Genomic DNA, 19,532 nt, shown 5'->3' with positions numbered 1-19,532 from the left:
GTTTGCCAGCGGCACGGTAAGGTCTTCGGCTATGTGGGGAGCGGTCGTGCTGTTGGCGGTCATCGCCATACTCGACCCTGTCCGTGTGGGGATCACGACCCTGCTGGTGTCGCGGTCGCGGCCGATGGCCAACCTCCTGGTGTACTGGTTGGGTCTGATGGCGACCGGCATCGGCGTTGCGGTGTTCGTCCTGCTCGTCCTACCGCGGCACGTTCTGCCGTTCACCGAAGCCCTGCGGTCTGCCACCCACCATCCCGTGGTGGCCCCGACTCAGATCGCCTTCGGGCTGCTGGCTGTGCCCGTCGCAGCGCTCATCGCCAAACGTGCCTGGGCACGCCGAGTCGAGCCCGCCGTCCTCGTCGGTGCCGGAGCCTCCGCGCCCCCGGCACTGACCGACGAGGAGCAGCGACCGAACGGAGCGTCACGGCTGTCGTGGTCCGCCCTGCTGAACGGTGCCCGGGGGGATTCCCTGGGAATTGCGTTCGCTGCCGGGCTGTTTTCCGCGACGCCCCCGCTCGAGTACTGCCTGGTGCTGCTCGCCATCCTGGCCTCAGGTGCGGCGCTGGGCACCCAGATCAGCGCGGTGATCCTCTTCGCCGTCATCGCGTTCGCGGTCGCCGAGATCCCGCTGATCAGCTACCTGGTGGCACCGTCGAAGACGCTGTTCGTGGTGGAGAAGCTCCAGATCTGGATGCGCGAGTTCCGCGGCCGGATCTGGGCGACCGCGTTCGCCATCTTCGGCGCCCTGATGGTGTTCCAGGGTGTCGCCGCGCTCTGAACGACCCGCTACCGGTCGGTCAGCCACCGGTAGACGCCGTGCTTGCGCACCAGGTACAGCGCGGCGTCGTTCTCCCACTTGATCCGGTTCTTGCCGCGCACATCGATGTGATGGTGCAGCACCTTGATGCTCGGGTCGAACTGCCGCTTGATACCCCTCTTCTCCAACCGGATCGCCAGATCCTGGGCTTCGTGGGACCGCAGCTGCGGGTCGTACCCACCGATCGCGCGCAACACGGTCGACTCGATGAGCATGTTTCCCTCGTGCAGCCAGTACGCCGGGGTCGGCGCCGGCGGCGCCAACAGGTTCGGCCAGTCGTGCATGAGGGGCCCGGCGATCCGCTGCACCGCACGGGCGAGCCCGGGCCGGTCGCCCAGCCGGTCGACCGCCAGCGGTAGCCCCGAGGTCACGTTTCCCCACATCGAGAACGACGCACCGTAGTTGTGCGGCTCCTGGGTGCCGTCCCCGCGGACCACCAGTCCGCCGATCGCGCCCACCCCGCTCGGCGCGTACTGCGCGAACAGATCCCTGGCCACCTCGGCCGCCCGGGGCGTCTCGAGCTCCATGTCCGCATCGATGAAGTGGATGATCGCCCCGTCGTCGACGACGCCGATGATCTGGTTGCGGTTGGCCCCGGCGCCCCTGTTCTGCCCGCCCCAGACGAACGTCACCGCGTCGCCGAACTCGCCGGCGACGTCGGCGCTGTGGTCGCTCGAGGCGTCGTCGAGCACGAAGATCGCGTCGTAGCCCTGCTCCTCAAGCAGCTGGCTGAGCAACCTGCGCAGGTTGTCGGCCATGTTGTAGTTCGGGATCGCGGCGATCACCGGCATTGCGCTTGGCATCGGCGACACCGGCTACTTGGGTACGAGGCGGGTCAGCGCGTCCTCGAGATACATCTGCGAGCACGCCGAACGGCGGACCTTTCCGCTGGTCGTGATCGGGATCGACCCGCGGGGCACCAGCACCAGATCGGCTGCGCTGAGGCCGTGCGAGCGGGACAGAGCCGAGGTGACTTCACGCTCCTTGTCGCGCATGTGCTCGATCGCGTCGGCATCCGGATTCGCCGGGGTCTTCAGTTCGGCGATGACGACCAGTTCCTCGGTGTGCTCGCTCTGCACCGAGATCGCTGCGACCCGGCCGCCGGTGATCTCCTGGATCGTGGCCTCGATGTCGTCGGGATAGTGGTTGCGGCCGCGCACGATCACGACGTCCTTGATCCGGCCGACGATGAACAACTCGTCCTCGGAGATGAAGCCCAGGTCGCCCGTCCGCAGCCACGGACCGGCCGGGGTGTCGGGTGAGGCGGCCTCGATGTGGGCGTTGAACGTCTCCTCGGACTGCTGGGGGTTCTCCCAGTAGCCGGCGCAGACGTTCTCGCCCATCACCCAGATCTCGCCCAGTGTCCCGGCGGGGCACTCGGCTCTGGTCTCCGGATCGACGATGCGGACCAGCGGTGACTCGGGGGTGCCGTAGCCGACCAGCGGCGTCCCGGACTCGTTGTCGCAGCGCTTGGCGTGGCCGGCGGACAGTTTCTCGCCGGCGAAGTGCACGATGTGCGGCGGCCGGCCGGGTTCGCGGGTCGCGACGTACAGCGTCGCCTCGGCCAGCCCGTAACTGGGGCGCAGGGCTTCCTCGGCCAGGTTGAACCGGGAGAACCGCTCGACGAACCGCTTCAGGGTGGCGTGGTGCACCCGCTCGCTGCCGCTCAACACGCAGCGCACACCGCTGAGGTCTCGGCCGGCGAGGTCGTCGTCGGAGGTCCGTCCCGCCGCCAGCTCGAAGGCGAAGTTCGGGGCCGCGGTCACCGTGGACGGGTAGGAGGCCAGCAGCTGGATCCACCGGGAGGGGCGGGTGAGGAAGGCCGCCGGCGAGGTGAACACGGTGTGCCAGCCGCCGAGGATCGGGGCGCAGACACCCAGCATGAGCCCCATGTCGTGGTAGAAGGGCAGCCACGAGATCGCGGTGGTGTCCGCCGGGGCCACCTTGTCGGGGAAGAACCCGGCCATGATCTGCTCGAAGTTGGCGCTCAGGTTGCGCTGCGTCACCATCACCCCGGCAGGTGTGCGGGTCGATCCCGAGGTGTACTGCAGGTAGGCCGTGGTGGTCTTGGGACGCCGCAGCGTACGCGGGCTCGGCGAGTCAAGATCCAGCGCGTCGATCTCGATGATCGTGGGTTTGGCCTGGTCCTCGAGCGGGGCGGTGTACTCCGAGAGGTAGCCGGCGGCCGCCGAGGTCGCCACGATCACCGTCGGCGTCGCGTCCCGGAGCACCGCGCTGACCCGCTCGTCGTGGTGGCCCGGGAACGGAACCGACAGCGGGGCGGCGATGAGACCGGCGTGCAGCGAGCCCAGGAAGGCGACGATGTAGTCCAGGCTCTGCGGGAGCAGGATGACGGCGCGGTCGCCGACCGCGCCCCGGGCCCGGAGCTGGTGGGCGAAGTTGAGCACCCGCCGACTCAGCTGGGACCAGGTCAGCGCGACGGCGACGCCGTCCGGGTCGCTGTCGTAGTCGATGAAGGTGAACGCGACGTCGTCGGGCTGCAAGCTGGCGCGCTCGCGGAGTACGTCGGTCACGGCGGAATAGGCCACAGAAGTCAACCCTTCTAGTCGATCACGCCGGACAGCTCGAATTCAGCCAGCGTTCGGGCCGCGACCTCGCGCAGGCGGGCCTTGGAGTTGTCGGAGTCGAGTTGGTAGGCGGTGATGCCGATGGACATCTTGCCGTTGACCCGGCCGGATACGACCACGAGCTGGCCACCGGCCTCCTCCATGTCGTGGCGCCGGAAGTCCTGGTCGACTCCCCGGAAGAGAACGTATTCGGCGTCGGTGCCGTCGGGCCGACCGACCGCCGCGTCGAGGTCGCCGAGGTTGGAACAGTACACCGAGAGATCTTCGGTGGATCCGTGGAACTGGGACGCGTAGCGCGCGAGCAGCCGCTTGGGAACCCACGGCACCACCGGCAGGAGCTCCAGCGCCGCGTCGGTGGCCTCGCGCGCCTCCTTGAGGGCGTGGCGCAGCGTGGTGCGGGCCTCGCTCAGGTCGATGGTCGCCGAGGCCGGGTCGATGCTCGCCTTGGCGAAGGACAGCGCCAGCGCGCGGGTGTCGTCCACACCGGTGCGCTCGTTGAGGGCGATCGACAGCGTGACCTTTCCGTCGGAGGCCCGGGCCCGTCCCATCCGTGCACCGATCTTCGCGGCCACCCCGGCCAGCAGCGAGTAGCTGTTGCCGCCGAGCGCCTCGGCGCGGGCGTCCCAGGCCGACACGTCGACGACGATCGTGATGGCCGGCACGGCCACGGTGCAGTCGCACGTGCGGCGGCGCCGGTCGTCTGCTGCCGCCGGTGCGGCCTCGTCTCGGCTGCCGACCACCAACTTGGCAGCCGCGGCGGCCACCCGGGCCGCTTCGGGCAGCTCGCGGACGGCCTGACGGAAGTCGTCGGCGGCGGCGCGGAAGCGGCGCCGTGAGCGCGGCGGCGGATAGCCGAAGTCGGGCTTGGTGCCCGCGACCGCCTGCAGGACCGAGAGCACTCCGGCGACACCGTCGCCCAGGTTGTGCGAGCCGACCATGGTGATCGCGGTCGACCCGTCGGTCATCTGCAGCACACCCACATGCCAGCCGGGGCCGCGTTCGGGGTCGACGGGCACCTGGGCGCGTTCGTCCAGCCAGTCCGACAGCTCACTACGGTCGCGTCGGCGCGGGGAGATCTCCAGCGGCGCCTGCGGGCCCGTCACCGACACCCAGCGATGCCGGCCGAAGGGCAGCACGGAACGCTCGACCCGGCGGCCGGCCAGGCCGTAGCCGAGGCCGCGGTGGAACTGCTCGAGCCGGTCGAAGTCGACCGGGTGCTCGTAGACCCAGGCGACCTGCATCAGCTGCTTGCGCCCGGTGGCGCGCACCAACTGGATGCCCGCGTGGTCCAGCAGGGTCAGGCGGTTGTCCGGGCCGGCCTCGGCGCTGTTCGTCGCCGTGTCGGCGTCGGGGCGCGGACAGGTGTCGGCTGCCATCCGGGCACCTCCCCTCGTCATCGTGGCCCCGTCTCGAAGTCCACCACGCCCACGATGCCAAATTCATCCAGCGTTTCCGCCACCAACGTGCGCAATTGTTCCCTGGTGAACTTCCCGCCCGGTGGGTACGCGACGACCGTGACCGCGATCTTGCCAGCGAGACGGCCGGCGAGCACCGTCAGCAGGCCACGGCGTTTCTCCAGGAAATCGCGGCTGACCCGGCGGTCCACCCCGCGCAGCATGACGTAGTCGGCGTCACTGCCGTCCACCCGGGCCACCATCGGGTCGACATCGCCGAGATTGGAGCACGAGACCGGCAGATCGGCCAGCCCGAACACGACGTCCGACCCTCGCCGCACGGCCCATTTCGGGATGAACGGGGTCAGCGGCAGCAGCTCCAGCGTCTCGTCGGGAGAGTCCCGCAGCGTCGCCAGCGCCTCCTTGACCGCGCGCCGGGCCCCCGACAGATCCGTCGTCACGTCGGTCGGGTCGATCGTCGCGTAGGCCAGCGAGGCCACGTTGGCCCGGGTGTCACCGGGTTCCCGGTCGCTGATCGGGATCTGCAGCGTCACCGCGCCGTCGCCGGCCCGGCGGCGCCCGATGCGCTCGCTGATCCTCGCCGCGAATCCGGCGACCAGGGCGTGGCTGGTTCCGCCGAGCGCGGCCGCCCGGGAATCCCACTGATCGAGGTCGACATGAGCGGTGATCGACGGAAGGACGACGTTGGTGTCCCCGCCGGTAGCACCGGCCGTCGGGCGGGCAGCACCGTCGCGGGGAGGCTTCGAACCGGCGATGTCGTGGCGACGACCGAACCCGACCCGGGCGGCTGCCACCAGCGTCCGGGCCACCTCCGGCATGTCGCGCACCGTCTGGGACAGATCGGACCGCAACGCGCGGGCGCGGGGCCGCGCGTGCGGCGGCTGATAGCCGAACTGGTACACCTCGCCCCGGACCGTCTCGGCGATCGTCAGCAGCGCCCCCATCCCGTCGGACAGACAGTGCGACATCACCAGGCTGACGGCGGTCGCGCCGTCGTCCATCTCCAGCACGCCCATCCGCCAGCCCGGTCCGCGCTCCGGGTCGACAGGCAGTTGCGCGCACTCCTCGACCCAGTCGGACAGTTCGGCCCGGGGCCGCTTGGTGTCGGCGAAGTCGATGCCACCGGCGGGTCCGGGTGCGGCCACCCACCGGTGCCGCCCGAACCCCAGCGGTGAGCGCTCGACCAGACGGCCGAGCAAGCCGTGGCCGAAGTCGCGGTGGAACCGCTTCAGGGCATCCAGGTCGATCGGGCGCTCGTAGAGCCACATCACCTGCATGACCAGCTCCTGGCCGGTGGCGTGCTGACCGAGAACCAACAGCTGATCGGTGAACGAGAGCAGGTCGTCGGCCGGGTCAAGCACCTGCTCAGTCACTGAGGAAACCACGCCTCAGTCCCCACGAAATGCTCATGCCATCCCGGATCCCAGGGGCTCGTTGAGCGAGACCCGGGTCGACGCAGCGTCGCGACGGCCGTCGACCACACCGAGGAACGCCGACCGCATCGCGGACATGTAGCGGGTCACAGATTCCCGCGCGATCGGGTTGTTGGGGAACGCGACCGTAGCCGTGGTGCCCGTCCCGAACCTGTTGACCCACATGCCGACCTGATTGGCCGCACCCATCTCGCTGTAGATCTTGCCGCCCACCGCGTTCCACTGCGCGACGACGTCCGGTGAGAACGGCGCCACGGTTGCGTCGAGGTAGGAGATCATCGGCACCCCCGCGTCCGGTCTACGCACTTCGCCTTCGTGCATGGCCAGTTCGAGAACCCGTTGGAACGGGACGTGTACCAGGCGCTGACCGGAATCGAACGACGCCTGCGCGGCGCGGACGGTCTCGGCGAACGAGTACGGGTTCACCGGGACCGTGATCGGAACGGTGCCGGTGAACCACCCGGTGGTCATCATCTCCTCCGGACCGCGGGTGCTCGTGGGAGTGATCGTGTGGTACATCGCGCTGCCGGTGAGCCTGTGTTCGGCGATTGCGGCGCAGGCGAACACACCGCCGATGAAGCGGGCGCCCGCCGCGGTGCAGACCTGTTCGAACCGGTCCGACTGCACCTCGTCCATCAGCTCGAAGGTCATCAGGTCACCTTCACAGGGCACCGACGGGTCGCCGATCGGCAGCGGGAAACGCGGCAACGTACCGTCGTTGCGCTTGGCGAACTCGATCCACTCGCTCACCTGCGGGGAATCGGTCGTCAACGTCGAAGTGTACTGGCGCTGCCGCAGGCAGTAGTCGTCGTAGCTGCCGGCCTCCGGCAGTGCGATGGGTCCACCGCCGGCGATCAGCGCGGCGTACATCAGGTGGATCTCGACGAACAGCAGACCGATGAACATCGCGTCCACATGGACGTGGTCGACGCTCATGTAGAACGTGAAATGGTCCTCCCGCTGGATGATCCCGAACCTGAAGCAGTCCCACTGCAACGGACCCGGCGTGGCCAGGATGTCGGCACACCAGTCCTGTGCGGTCTGCTCGCCGTGCTTCTTCGCCACGAACTTGATGTCGCTCGGGTTCGGCAGCGTGCGCCGGACGAGGCGGTCGTCCTCGGTGAACTCGAACCGGCTGCGATAGGTGTCGTGCCGGCGCAGGTAGGCGTTGATCACGTAGGTCATCGCCCGGACGTCGCAGTGCCCGTCGATGTTCCAGGACAGGATCGTCAACCGCGCCATCTCGGTGCCGCGTGCCCGATGCTCGCGGTAGCTGCGGAGGTGCTGCGCCTGCTGATAGCTGACGGGTACCGGGCTGATGGGAGCCTGCTGAGCCTTCGCCAATGTCGCGGGCGAGGCGACCCAGGACACATGTGCGCCGGGATCGCCTTCCCACTCATGGATGGGTGCCAACTCGAACATGAACTGCTTCCCTTCTTGCGAAAGTGGTCGCGACGACTCAGGACGGAGCCGACGTGACCTCGTCGACGGTCAGGGAGTCACATAGAACCTGGGCCAACGCGCGAACGGTGGTCAGGTCCATCGAGCTCACGCGAACGCCTGTCTCAGCTTCGATTCGCGTGCGCAACTCCAGATTGCCGAGTGAGTCGAGACCGTATTCCGACAGCGGACGGTCGGGATCGATCGGACGGCGCAACAGCAGACTGACCTGTTCGGAGATCAGCCGGCGGAGATGCGTCGCCCATTCTTCTTTCGGCAGCGCTGCCAATTCCACGAGCAACTTCCTGGACTCCATCGCCCCTTCGGACGCAGACTTGAACAGCTCGGCGAACGGGCTGCGTTCTGCGAACGCGGTCAACCACGGAGCGCCGAGGATGGGGGCATAGCCCGTGTAGACACGGTCGTAGCGGAGCAGAGTCTCGAACGCCTGCGCGCCCTCGTCGGGCAGGATCGCGGCGTCCTCTTCGGCCATCGCGGTGCCACGACCGATCTCACCCCACGCGCCCCACGCGATCGAACTGGCCGGTAGGCCCTGCCCGCGACGCCAGCGCATGAACGCATCCAGCCAGCTGTTGGCCGCCGCATAAGCGCCCTGCCCGGGCGAACCGACCAGGGCCGCCGCCGAGGAGAACGAGCAGAACCAGTCGAGCGGTTCGGCGACGGTGGCCAGGTGCAGATTCCACGCGCCGTACGCCTTCGGTGCCCAGTCGCGCTCGACGAGCCCGTCGGTGATGTTGACCAGCGTCGCGTCCTCGACCACGGCCGCGGCGTGCAATACGCCCCGAAGTGGCAGGCCGGTGCGCGTCGCCGAGGCGACCAGCCGCTCGGCGGTGCCGGCCGTGGCGATGTCACCGCACTCGACGACGATGTCGGCGCCGGTGGCCCGGATGAGCTCGATGATCTCGAGCGACTTCGGCGACGGGTCGCTGCGCGAGGTGAGCACGATGCGTCCGCACCCGGCCGCGGCCATCTTCTCGGCCAGGAACAACCCGAGACCGCCGAGACCACCGGTGACGATGTAGGAGCCGTCGCGGCGGAACACCGGCACCTGCTCGGGCGGCAGCACGGCATCGCTGCTGCCGGTACGCGGCACGGTGAGCACCAGCTTGCCGGTGTGCTGCGCGCCGGCGATCTGCCGGATCGCGTTCGCCGCGTCGGTCAACGGGTACTCGGTGATGTCCGGCAGCGGCAGGGTTCCGTCGGCGGTCAGCCGGTACACCACATCCAGCAGCCTGCGAACCTCGCTCGGGTGGGTGACCGTCATCAGCGCGAGGTCCACCGCGTGGAAGGACAGGTTGCGCCGGAACGGGAACAGTCCGATCCGGGTGTCGCCGTAGATGTCGCGCTTGCCGATCTCGATGAACCGTCCGCCGAAGGCGAGCAGCTCCAGACCGGCCCGCTGCAGCGCTCCGGTGGCCGAATTGAGCACCACGTCAACGCCGTAGCCGTCGGTGTCGGCGCGGATCTCGTCGGCGAACGTCGTGGTGCGTGAGTCGTAGACGTTCTGGATTCCCCAGTCGCGCAACAACTGCCGCCGCTGCTCGCTGCCCGCGGTCGCGTAGATCTCCGCACCCGCAGCCCGCGCGACGGCGATCGCGGCCTGACCGACTCCGCCGGTCGCGGAATGGATCAGGACCTTGTCGCCGGTACGGATCCTGGCCAGCTCTTCGAGGCCCAGCCACACCGTCGCGTACGCCAGCCCGACCGCCGCCGCGGCCGACTCGGAGAGTTCGTCGGGCAGCTTGGTCGCCAGCTCCGCCTCGCACAGCACGTAGGTGCCCCAGCACCCGTTGGGCGAGACCCCACCCACGCGGTCACCGACCTTGTGCGTGGTGACCCCGGGGCCGACGGCCGTTACGGTGCCGGCGAACTCGGAGCCGAGTTCGGGCAGCCGCCCGTCATAGCTGGGGCAGCGGCCGAACGCGACCAGGACGTCGGCGAAGTTGATGCTGGACGCGGTGACCGCGACCTCGATCTGGCCGAACCCCGGCGTCACCCGGTCGAAGGCCACGAACTCCAGCGACTCGAGGTCACCGGGGGTGCCGACCCGCAGGTGGATGCCGTCGCCGGCGTTGTCGGCGACGATCCGGTGCCGCTCGTCGGCGCGCAGCGGAGAGGGGCACAGCCTGGCGGTGTACCACTGTCCGTCCCGCCACGCGGTCTCGTCCTCGGGCGAGTCGAGCAGCAGCTGGCGCGCCAGCAGCTGCGGGTCGGTCGCGGCATCCGTGTCGATCTGGGTGACCTGCAGCCTCGGGTACTCCATCCCGATCGCGCGCATGAGGCCCCGCACACCCGCGTGCTCGAGGTTGAGCACATCGTCGTCCAGCACGCTCTGGGTGTTGCGGGTCAGCACGTAGAGCCGCGACGCGGCCTCGGTGATCTCCTTGGTGATTCGCACCAGCAGCCGGACGAAATCCCCACCCCGGAAAGGTGTCCGGTCGTCCGGACCACCCTCGACCGGCCCGCTGAGCAGCGCCACGCCCGCGAACGTCCGCTCGCGTAGCAGGGCGGTGAGGGTGTCGACGTTGGTGGCGTGGTCGCAGCTTCCCGACCACGAAAGCGTCACGCAGTCGGCACCGCGAGACTGCAGGGCCTCGGAGAGCTGCGTGCTCAACGCGTCACTCTCGTCGCCCAGCTCGATCAGCAGCCAGTCACCCTGCCCGGCCACGTCGGACTCGGGGAAGGGGCGCTTCTGCCAGTCCAGCGCCAGCAGCCGCTGGTTGAGCAGCCGATCGGCCTGGGCCGCCTCGGAGACACCGGCACCGAGCTGCAGACCGGTCACGCTGAGCAGCACCTCGCCGTGCTCGTCGAGCACGTCGAAGTCCGCCTCGACCCCGCTCGAATCGGCCTTGATGATGTGGCTGTAGCAGTACCGGGCGCTGCGGGCCGACGCGAAGGCGCGCAACCGGCGAACACCCAGCGGCAACAGCAGACCCGTCGCGTTCTGGACGTCGGGATGGGCCATCACCGACTGGAAGCAGGCGTCCAGCAGTGCCGGATGCACGAAATAGCCGCCCTGGTGCGAGCGCAGCGGGCCGGGCAGCGCGACCTCGGCGATCACCGTGTCGAGCACCTCGTCGGAGGTGTAGACGTTGGCCAGACCGGCGAAAGCGGGGCCGTGGTGGATGCCGACGGCCTTGAAGGCCGAGCGCAGGTCTGCGCCGTCGACGTGGTTCTGGTGCAGCGCGAGCAGCGCGTCCAGGTCGCGGCTGAGCGGCTTGTCCAGCGCCTCGTCGGCGCGCAGCTGGGCGCGTGCCCGGGTGGAGCGTTCGCCGTCGCTGTGCGTCTCGACCACGAATTCCATTGCCCCGCTGGGCAGCTGAGCGGCGGATGCGGCGACAGGGGTGACCTCGTCGAGCAGCAGCATCTCCTCGAAGGAGACGTCGTGCACGACGCTGGCCTCGCCGAGCGCCTGACGCGCGGCGCCCAGGGCCATCTCGCAGAAGGCCGCACCGGGCAGCACCGCCACGTTGTGCACGAGGTGATCGGTGAGCCAGGGATGCGAGCCGGTGCCGACTTCGCCTTCCCACACATGCCGCTGCGGCTCCTCGGGGAGGGCCACGTGCGAACCGAGCAGCGGGTGCACCGGCACCATCGAGCCGGCCCGGCTCGACACGTGCAGCGCATCGGACTCGAACTCGTACCGGTTGTGGGTCCACGACGGCAGCGGAGCGTCGAGCAGGCGCCCGGACGGATAGAGCGTGGCGAAGTCCACCGCCGCTCCGACGCTGTGCAGATCGGCGATCAGGTCGAGCAGCCCGTGCGGCATCTCCTGCTGGCGGCGCATCCCCGCGATGGCGGCGAACGGCACATCGGACGAGCGCGCGACCTGTTCGACCGCGTGGGTCAGCAGCGGATGCGGTGACAGCTCGGCGAAGACCCGGTGGCCGTCCTCGAGCGCGGCACCGATCGCGGCGCTGAACCGCACCGTGTGCCGCAGGTTGTCGGCCCAGTAATCGGCATCCATGAGCGGGATCTCACGCGGGTCGTACAGCGTCGCCGAGTAGTACGGGATCACCGGATCGGTGGGCTCGATGTCGGCCAGTTCGTCGATCAGATCGTCGAGGATCGAGTCGACCTGCGGGGAGTGGGACGCGACGTCGACGGCCACCTCGCGGGCCATCACACCGCGCGCATCCCACATCGCCACCAGATCCCGGATCGCGTCGGTCGCACCGCCGACCACCGTGGACTGCGGCGAGGCCACCACCGAGAGGACGACGTCCTTGATGCCCTGGGCAGCCAGCTCGGAGAGCACCTGCTGGGCGGGCAGCTCGACCGAGGCCATCGCGCCGGAGCCGGAGATGGTCGTCATCAGCTTGGAACGCCGGCAGATGACCTTCACGGCGTCCTCGGGCGTCAGCGCGCCCGCGACCACCGCCGCGGCCGCCTCGCCCATCGAGTGCCCGACGACGGCCCCGGGGGCCACGCCGTGCGCCTTCATGGCGGCGGCCAGCGCCACCTGGATGGCGAAGATCGTCGGCTGCACCTTGTCGATGCCGGTGACCACGTCGGGCGCCGACATCGCCTCGGTCACCGAGAAGCCGGACTCGGCCGCGATCAGCGGCTCCAGTTCGGCGACCGTGGCGGCGAAGACGGGTTCGGCCTGCAGCAGCTCGGCACCCATGCCGGCCCACTGCGAGCCCTGCCCGGAGAACACCCACACCGGTCCGGTGGCGTCCTGGGCCACTGCGGGCAGGTACGGGGCCTCGTCCTCGGCGACGGCCCGCAGTGCCTGCATCAGGCTTTCGCGGTCCTCGGCGACGACCGACGTCCGCACCGGACGGTGCCCGCGCCGACGGGTCAGGGTGTAGCCCACGTCGACAAGATCGATCGCGGGTCCGCGGCCGTTACCGTCACCGCTGTTGGCCAGCCAGTCGGCCAGCCGGCCCGCGGTGCGGCGAAGCTCCGGCGCCGAGGTCGAGGACAGCGGGAACAGCAACGGCCCGGATGCGCGGTCGCCGGCCGGCGATTCCGTCACCGGTGCCGGGGCCTGCTCGACGATGGCGTGCACGTTCGTGCCGGACAGACCGTAGGCCGACACCGCGGCCCGGCGCGGATGGTCGCCGAAGACGGGCCAGGCCGTGGTCGCCTGGGGCACGAACAGCTCCGTCTGGACCGATTCGAGCTGTTCGGGCAGCCGGCTGAAGTACAGGTTGCGCGGGATGACGCCGTGCTGCACCGACAGCACCGCCTTCATCACGCCCAGGACGCCGGCAGCCGACTGGGTGTGCCCGAAGTTGGTCTTGACCGAACCCAGGGCGCAGGGGCCGTCGGTGCCGTACACCGCGGCCACGCTGGCGTACTCGAGCGGGTCGCCGACCGGGGTACCCGTCCCGTGGGCTTCCACCAGCCCGACGGTCGGGCCCTCGACGCCGGCGGCCGCCAGCGCGGACCGGTAGACGGAGGTCTGCGCTTCGGAGGACGGGGTGGAGATGTTGACGGTGTGGCCGTCCTGGTTGGCCGCTGTTCCCCGGATGACCGCCAGGACGCGGTCACCGTCGGCCATGGCGTCGTCGAGCCGCTTGAGGGTCAGCACGACCGATCCCTCCGAGGAGACGAACCCGTCGGCCGCCTCGTCGAAGGCGTGGCACCGGCCGGTCGGCGAGAGCATGCCCGCCGCCGAGCCGCCGGCCGCCTTGCGGGGCTCCAGCAGCACCGACACGCCACCGGCCAGCGCCATGTCGCTCTCACCCTCGGCGAGGCTGCGGCAGGCCAGGTGGATGGCGCTCAGGCCGGAGGAACATGCCGTGTCCACCGTCATCGCCGGGCCGTGCACGCCGAGCGCGTAGGCGACGCGGCCGGACGCCAGGCTGAAGCTCGTGCCGGTGAAGCCGTAGGGCCCCTCCAGCGCCTCGGCGTCAGCCGCCAGATAGGCGTAGTCGTTGTGGGTGAGTCCCATGAACACCCCGCACAGCGCCCCGCCGAGGGCCGCCGGGTCCATGCCGGCGTGCTCGACCGCCTCCCAGGCGGTCTCGAGCAGCAGCCGGTGCTGCGGGTCGATGGCTACCGCTTCACGCTCGGAGATCCCGAAGAAATCGGCGTCGAACGCCGCGGCGTCGTCGAGGAAGCCGCCCCACTTGGACACGGAGCGACCCGGAACGCCCGGCTCGGGGTCGAAGTACTCTTCGGCGTCCCACCGGCCCGGTGGGATCTCGGTGACCAGGTCGTCACCCCGCAGCAACGCCTGCCAGAGTTGCTCAGGCGAATCAATTCCACCCGGCAGCCGGCACGCCATACCGACGACCGCGACCGGCGTTACACCTACACGAGACACCTTGCACACCTCTCAATGCACCTCTCGATGAGAGCATGAGTGTAGTTGGTACCACGGGAATCGACCTGTCGGCGAGCGAACGAACGAACCTCGCTGAGAAAGCCCTCCCACGGCCTCAGCGCTACCCCCAGCGCCGAGCACGAAATGGAGCAAATATACACCGCAATCGCCGTATTTCGAAGTTTCAAGATCATAACAAGGTGCAATACCGGCAGATCCGGACGGAGTACGCCGGGCAAATTGAATTCACGACGAGAGCGCCCAAGGGCGTCAGCAATGCCGCAAGTTCCCGCAATTCCGTCCCGACCTGCGCTGCCAGCAACGTCGATGCCGACACCGGACCGCTGAGCTCCGGTCCCGTTCGAGTCCAAAAAAATTTCCCGGACCAGCGCCGTTGCCGAACGGCCACGAATCCGCCTGTCGAGGTAGACCGCACATTCGACGGCGCCGTCAATCCAAGACGTGTCGTAAGTCACTCTCCGGCGCCCTGGCAACACCGCGCCGGGCCGGTGAAGCGAATCTGCCGCCGATCCCCACATGCGGCGCCATGCTCTCAGCGCCGCCCCGACGGCCGCCGGACCTCCGTCGGCCGCACCGCCGCGGGGCCACTTTATTGTCCATCCCGTCGATTCCCGGCGCCGACCGGGGGCGCACACCCCCGGTCACCGGCCGCGATCCGGCCCACCACAGCGCGCCTATCCTGGCGGATGGCAGGCAACGGGCGGCGAAGGGCACGATGATGACCCAACAACCCGCGACCGGTGCCGCACCGGTGCGCAGGAACTTCCCCGGCATCAGTTCGCGCGCCTGGGAACACCCGGCCGACCGGGTGGCGCTGAGCGCGCTGCGCCACCTGAGGGGCTTCGACCAGGTCCTGAAGGTGATGTCGGCGATGCTGCGCGAACGCCAGCATCGGCTGTTGTACCTGGCCAGCGCCGCCAAGGTGGGCCCGCGCCAGTTCGCCGACCTCGACGCGCTGCTCGACGACTGCGTGGCGGTGCTCGACGCGACCGACAGACCCGATCTGTTCGTCTACCAGGACCCGCAGCCCAACGCGTTCTGCATCGGGATGGACACCCCGTTCATCGTCGTCACCTCCGGCCTGTGCGACCTGATGGACCACGAGGAGATGCGCTTCGTCCTGGGGCACGAACTCGGGCACGCGCTGAGCGGCCATGCCGTCTACCGCACGATGCTGATGCACCTGATGCGGGTGGCCGACTCGTTCGGCTTCGTGCCGCTGGGCGGCTGGGCGCTGCGGGCGATCGTCGCCGCGCTGCTCGAGTGGCAGCGCAAGTCGGAGTTGTCCGGTGACCGGGCCGGCCTGCTGTGCACCCAGGACGTCGACACCGCGATCCGGGTCGAGATGAAGCTGGCCGGGGGCCGGCGGCTGGACAAACTCGATTCCCAGGCCTTCCTGGCCCAGGCCCGGGAGTACGAACGCACCGGCGACATGCGTGACGGTGTGCTCAAGCTGCTCAACCTCGAGCTGCAGACACACCCGTTCTCGGCGCTGCGCGCCGACGCGGTGATGCAGTGGGTGGATTCCGGCGGGTACGGCGCGGTCCTGGCGGGCGACTACCCGACCCGCGACGAGGATGCCCGGTTCGCCGAAGACGTCGGCGCGGCGTCCGACCACTATCGGGGCAGCTTCGATCAGTCCGACGATCCGCTGGTCAAGGGAATTCGCGAGGGAGTCGGCGGCATCGTCACCGGCGTGGGCCAGGCGGCCACCACCGCCGTCGACAGTGTGGGCCGCAGGATCAGCGGCTGGCGTCGCGGCGCATCGGGGCAGGACTAGATCCAGCGCGGCACCGCGGGTCACTCCCGTCACTCTGGCAACAGCTTGCGTACGCTGGGGTGATGCAGGCTCGACTGGTCGTCGCGGGAGTGATCGGGGCGTGCACGCTGCTCGCCGGCTGCTCGACCTCCATCGACGGCACCGCGACCAGGAGCCCCGATTCGTTCGAGGAGCCGGAGTTCCCCACCACCCGGCCGAGCCGGCCGCTGCCCGAACCGCCTACGCCCTCGACGATCGAACCGCGACCCGACCCGTCGGCCACCCCGGCGCCGGGCGCCGAGGTCCTGCGCCCGCAGAACGGCTATGTGTTCATCGAGACGAAGTCGGGCAAGACCCGCTGCCAGCTCGACACGCAGGAGGTGGGCTGCGAATCCTCGTTCGTCAACGCTCCCGAGATCGAGGGCATGCCCGCCAACGGAGTGCGTCTCAACACCGACGGCGACATCAGTTGGGTACTGGGCAATCTCGGCGCCATCCCGACGGTCACCCTGGACTACCGGACCTACTCGGCCGTCGGCTGGACGATCGACGCGGACGTCAACGGCACCCGATTCACCAACGACCGCACCGGGCACGGCATGGTCATCAGCATCGAAGGCGTCGAGAGCTTCTGAGCCGCAACAGTTCTCCCGGCAGGGTTTGACTCCGAACCCGCCCCGGAAACCGCAGCGGGCGTTCGGCGACATCAGCACCGCGAAACCGCTCAGACACGTCGACCACGGCCCGGTGCCGTCGGCGGTGTTCACCACCCCGCGACTGGCGGGCCCGGACTACCGGGTGGGCGTGGCCCGCTACGAGGACGTCGCCTACGGCTGGGCGATGCAAGACCCGCACCGGGCTGTGCAAGGTACTCACCGACGCCGCGTCGGACCGCATCCCGGGGGCGCACATCCTCGGCGAACACGCCCGCATCACTGATCCAGATCTTCTTGCTCGACATCGGGAAACCCACCCGATGACTGCGCCGCGTGCCGGTCACGCCGAGCTCTACGCTGAACAGTCAGCGGTACCACCTCGACCGCGCGCTCGGTTGACGGTGTTTCACATGACCGCACGAGGGAAGGTAGTTCAGATGACCGTTGCACAGCGCGAGCGTGCCGCCCTGGTGGCCACCATGCGCGACCTCCCGCCCGACGCCCCGACCCTGTGCGAGGGCTGGGACGCCCGCGACCTCGTCGCGCACCTGGTGGTGCGGGAGCGGCGCCTCGACGCCGCACCCGGCATCCTGATCCCCGCGCTGGCCGACTACACCGAGCGGGTGCAGAAGAAGGTTTCGGCGTCCTCGGACTGGGGTGAGCTGCTCGACCAGGTGGCCTCCGGGCCGCCGCTGTATTCGCCGTTCAAGCTGCTCGACCCGATCGCCAACGTGGCCGAGATGTTCATCCACCACGAGGACGTCCGGCGGGCCCGCCCGGACTGGGAGCCCCGCCCGATCGACGATCAGACCGCCTCGGCCCTGCGCCGGCCGGTGGGGATGATGGCCCGGATGACGCTGCGCAACTCCCCGGCCACGGTGGAGTTCGCCACCCCGGACGGCCGGACGCTGGCCACCGTCGGCAAAGGGCCCCGGGTCGTCGTCACCGGCGATCCGGGCGAGCTGCTGATGTTCGCCGCGGGACGTGACGAGGCCAGGGTCGGTGTCGACGGTCCCGCCGACGCCGTGGATGCGGTCAAGAAGTCCCGGGCCGGGCTCTAGGCTGGCGACCCGTGGACCCCGTGGATTTCCGTGTTTTCGTCGAACCCCAGCAGGGAGCGAGCTACGCCGATCAGCTCGCCGTCGCCCGCACCGCCGAGCGCTGCGGGTACTCGGCGTTCTTCCGCTCGGACCACTACCTCGCGATGAGCGGCGACGGGCTGCCCGGCCCGACCGACTCGTGGGTCACGCTGGCCGGCATCGCCCGCGAAACGTCCTCGATCCGGCTCGGCACCATGGTCACCTCGGCCACCTTCCGCCACCCCGGCCCGCTGGCCATCTCGGTGGCACAGGTCGACGAGATGAGCGGCGGCCGCGTCGAGTTCGGTATCGGCGCCGGATGGTTCGAGGCCGAACACCGCGCATACGCCATCCCGTTCCCGCCGCTGGGTGAACGGTTCGACCGGTTGACCGAACAGCTCGAGATCCTCACCGGACTGTGGGACACCCCGATCGGGGAGACCTTCGACTACGCGGGCACGCACTACACCGTCGCCGACTCGCCCGGACTGCCCAAACCCACCCAGACGCCGCACCCGCCGATCATTCTGGGCGGGCTGGGCGCCAAGCGGACCCCGGCACTGACCGCGCGCTTCGCCACCGAGTTCAACACCCCGTTCGTCGACCTGGAGACGCTCACCCGGCAGTACGCGCGGGTGGCCGCCGCCGTCGACGAGGCCGGGCGGGCGAAGGACTCGCTGACCTATTCGGCGGCTTTCGTGCTGTGCGCCGGCCGCGACGAGTCCGAGATCGCCCGCCGGGCCGCGGCCATCGGCCGCGAGGTCGCCGAACTGCGCTCGAACTCCCCCGCCGTGGGCACTCCCGACGAGATCGTCGACAAGCTCGGCCCGTTCCTGCAGGCCGGAGTCCAGCGGATCTACCTGCAGGTTCTGGACATGAGCGATCTCGAACACATCGAGTTCGTCGCCGACGAGGTGGCCACCCGGCTGCGCTGACCCAGCGTCGCAGCTGAGGTCATGGTTACTATCGGTGCCCGTGACTGGCCGCGATCGTGACGATGCGCCGCCGGTGGCGTGGCACAACCGGACATCGACGCTGCTCGGAGTCAGCATCGCGGCGCTGACGGTGCTCGCGGTTCTGGTCTGGTCGATCAGCTACGTGGTGCGCCAGGCGAGCGAACCCGACCCGGCGCCGACCAACTTCGTCGAGCCGACCTACTCGGTGACCGACCGCAGCGTGACCACACCGACCACGACCGCGACGATCACCAGCACCAGCCCCCCGGTGACCACCGACATCAACCCCGAACCCGTCATCACCGAGACCACCGAGTCCGGCCCGTCCACGCTCACCACCCGGCCTCCCCGGACCAAGGAGACCGACCTGACCGCGACCACGACCCGCCGGCCCAGGCTCACCCAGAGAACGCCGTCGGAGCCCTGACCCCAGCGCCTACTATCGGGCTTCGTGGCACGTTACGGACCAGACGACCCGAACTACCCCGACAACGAGCCGACCAGGCGTCTCGGCGGCGGCTACGGCGACGCGGCGGGCCAGGCGCCGTACCCGCCGGCCGGCGGAGACGTCCCGTGGTACCGCAAGCCTGTCGCGCTGGTGTCCTTCGGCGCGCTGGGCGCGGTGCTGATCGCGTTGGTGGTCTACGGCCTGGCCCGCGCGATCACCGGTGACTCCGGCCCGGGGACCGACCAGACTCCGACACCGTTGACGCCGTTGACCTCCACCTCGGCGCCCGTGGTGGCGCCGTCGACGGTGACCGAGACGGTCACGGCCGAGCCGACGACCACCGAGCCGACCACCACCACGACCACCACCACACCGACCACCACCGAGACGACGACCGAGACGACGACCGGTCCCAGCGTCTCGGTCAGCACCAGCACCGTCACCCAGACCGAGACCCAGACCCAGACGGTCACCGAGTCGCCCTGATCCGGGCCCGATCCGGTCAGGGCCGCGCGGAGTAGAGCGCGACGATCGCCTCGGCGCTGCGCACCGCGGCCCGGCAGGCCCGGGCGGTGAACGGATCGTTGAGCGGATGATCGGCGCGGCGCCGCCAGCGCTGCGC

The 19,532-nt window shown here is 69.7% G+C and carries 14 protein-coding genes; 7 read left to right on the top strand and 7 right to left on the bottom strand.

All coding sequences use genetic code 11. The annotated features are described in order from the left end of the window. The first annotated feature begins 31 nt into the window (after nt 1-31). Nucleotides 32-778, top strand: coding sequence for a GAP family protein (locus ACXAID_RS06125; RefSeq protein WP_475021296.1), 747 nt, complete (start codon nt 32-34; stop codon nt 776-778). An 8-nt stretch (nt 779-786) separates the two neighbouring features. Here the strand turns inward: ACXAID_RS06125 and ACXAID_RS06120 are convergent, their stop codons facing one another. Genes ACXAID_RS06120 through pks2 form a run of 6 tightly spaced genes read right to left on the bottom strand, consistent with a single transcriptional unit; the run spans nt 787 to nt 13,991 of the window. After that, nucleotides 787-1,620: a glycosyltransferase family 2 protein gene (locus ACXAID_RS06120; RefSeq protein ID WP_475021295.1), complete on the bottom strand. Its 834-nt coding sequence runs from the start codon at nt 1,618-1,620 to the stop codon at nt 787-789. A 12-nt stretch (nt 1,621-1,632) separates the two neighbouring features. Then, entirely contained in the window at nt 1,633-3,366 is a 1,734-nt protein-coding gene (locus ACXAID_RS06115) for an AMP-binding protein (RefSeq protein ID WP_475021294.1), read from the bottom strand. Nucleotides 3,367-3,380: 14 nt separating this feature from the next. After that, nucleotides 3,381-4,781: a hypothetical protein gene (locus ACXAID_RS06110; RefSeq protein WP_475021293.1), complete on the bottom strand. Its 1,401-nt coding sequence runs from the start codon at nt 4,779-4,781 to the stop codon at nt 3,381-3,383. Between the two features lie 17 nt (nt 4,782-4,798). Then, a complete protein-coding gene (locus ACXAID_RS06105; protein WP_475021292.1) occupies nt 4,799-6,193 on the bottom strand; it encodes a wax ester/triacylglycerol synthase domain-containing protein in 1,395 nt (464 codons plus the stop codon). A 33-nt stretch (nt 6,194-6,226) separates the two neighbouring features. Next, nucleotides 6,227-7,675, bottom strand: a complete 1,449-nt coding sequence (locus tag ACXAID_RS06100; protein ID WP_475021291.1) for a condensation domain-containing protein — start codon at nt 7,673-7,675, stop codon at nt 6,227-6,229. A 37-nt stretch (nt 7,676-7,712) separates the two neighbouring features. Continuing rightward, nucleotides 7,713-13,991 carry a sulfolipid-1 biosynthesis phthioceranic/hydroxyphthioceranic acid synthase gene (gene pks2, locus ACXAID_RS06095; RefSeq protein WP_475021290.1) on the bottom strand — a complete coding sequence of 2,093 codons (6,279 nt, stop codon included), beginning with the start codon at nt 13,989-13,991 and terminating at the stop codon, nt 7,713-7,715. 739 nt (nt 13,992-14,730) lie between these two features. On the opposite strand from pks2, the gene ACXAID_RS06090 reads away from it, so the two are divergent. From ACXAID_RS06090 to ACXAID_RS06065, 6 genes are all read left to right on the top strand, one after another. Then, nucleotides 14,731-15,792: a M48 family metallopeptidase gene (locus ACXAID_RS06090; protein WP_475021289.1), complete on the top strand. Its 1,062-nt coding sequence runs from the start codon at nt 14,731-14,733 to the stop codon at nt 15,790-15,792. A gap of 62 nt (nt 15,793-15,854) precedes the next feature. Continuing rightward, nucleotides 15,855-16,406, top strand: a complete 552-nt coding sequence (locus tag ACXAID_RS06085) for a hypothetical protein (RefSeq protein ID WP_475021288.1) — start codon at nt 15,855-15,857, stop codon at nt 16,404-16,406. 458 nt (nt 16,407-16,864) lie between these two features. Then, nucleotides 16,865-17,488, top strand: coding sequence for a TIGR03085 family metal-binding protein (locus ACXAID_RS06080; protein ID WP_475021287.1), 624 nt, complete (start codon nt 16,865-16,867; stop codon nt 17,486-17,488). Between the two features lie 20 nt (nt 17,489-17,508). After that, complete coding sequence (locus ACXAID_RS06075) at nt 17,509-18,441, top strand: LLM class F420-dependent oxidoreductase (protein ID WP_475021333.1); 933 nt, start codon at nt 17,509-17,511, stop codon at nt 18,439-18,441. A gap of 40 nt (nt 18,442-18,481) precedes the next feature. Further along, nucleotides 18,482-18,889 carry a hypothetical protein gene (locus ACXAID_RS06070; protein ID WP_475021286.1) on the top strand — a complete coding sequence of 136 codons (408 nt, stop codon included), beginning with the start codon at nt 18,482-18,484 and terminating at the stop codon, nt 18,887-18,889. Nucleotides 18,890-18,913: 24 nt separating this feature from the next. After that, nucleotides 18,914-19,396, top strand: a complete 483-nt coding sequence (locus ACXAID_RS06065; protein WP_475021285.1) for a hypothetical protein — start codon at nt 18,914-18,916, stop codon at nt 19,394-19,396. 16 nt (nt 19,397-19,412) lie between these two features. On the opposite strand, the gene ACXAID_RS06060 is transcribed toward ACXAID_RS06065, so the two are convergent. Then, nucleotides 19,413-19,532: hypothetical protein (locus tag ACXAID_RS06060; protein ID WP_475021332.1), on the bottom strand; the 120-nt coding region annotated here is incomplete at its 5' end.

The sequence above is a fragment of the Mycobacterium sp. ABE4_509 genome, from assembly GCF_056160785.1.
The sequence above is the reverse complement of the archived record's forward strand: the minus strand, read 5'-3'. Positions and strand labels throughout refer to the sequence as shown.

Excerpts from the sequence above, each read along its gene's own strand:
- ACXAID_RS06120 (WP_475021295.1), bottom strand. The coding sequence starts at position 1,620 with ATGCCAAGCGCAATGCCGGTGATCGCCGCGATCCCGAACTACAACATG.
- ACXAID_RS06125 (WP_475021296.1), top strand. The coding sequence starts at position 32 with ATGTGGGGAGCGGTCGTGCTGTTGGCGGTCATCGCCATACTCGACCCT.
- ACXAID_RS06110 (WP_475021293.1), bottom strand. The coding sequence starts at position 4,781 with ATGGCAGCCGACACCTGTCCGCGCCCCGACGCCGACACGGCGACGAAC.
- ACXAID_RS06090 (WP_475021289.1), top strand. The coding sequence starts at position 14,731 with ATGACCCAACAACCCGCGACCGGTGCCGCACCGGTGCGCAGGAACTTC.
- ACXAID_RS06100 (WP_475021291.1), bottom strand. The coding sequence starts at position 7,675 with ATGTTCGAGTTGGCACCCATCCATGAGTGGGAAGGCGATCCCGGCGCA.
- ACXAID_RS06085 (WP_475021288.1), top strand. The coding sequence starts at position 15,855 with ATGCAGGCTCGACTGGTCGTCGCGGGAGTGATCGGGGCGTGCACGCTG.
- ACXAID_RS06080 (WP_475021287.1), top strand. The coding sequence starts at position 16,865 with ATGACCGTTGCACAGCGCGAGCGTGCCGCCCTGGTGGCCACCATGCGC.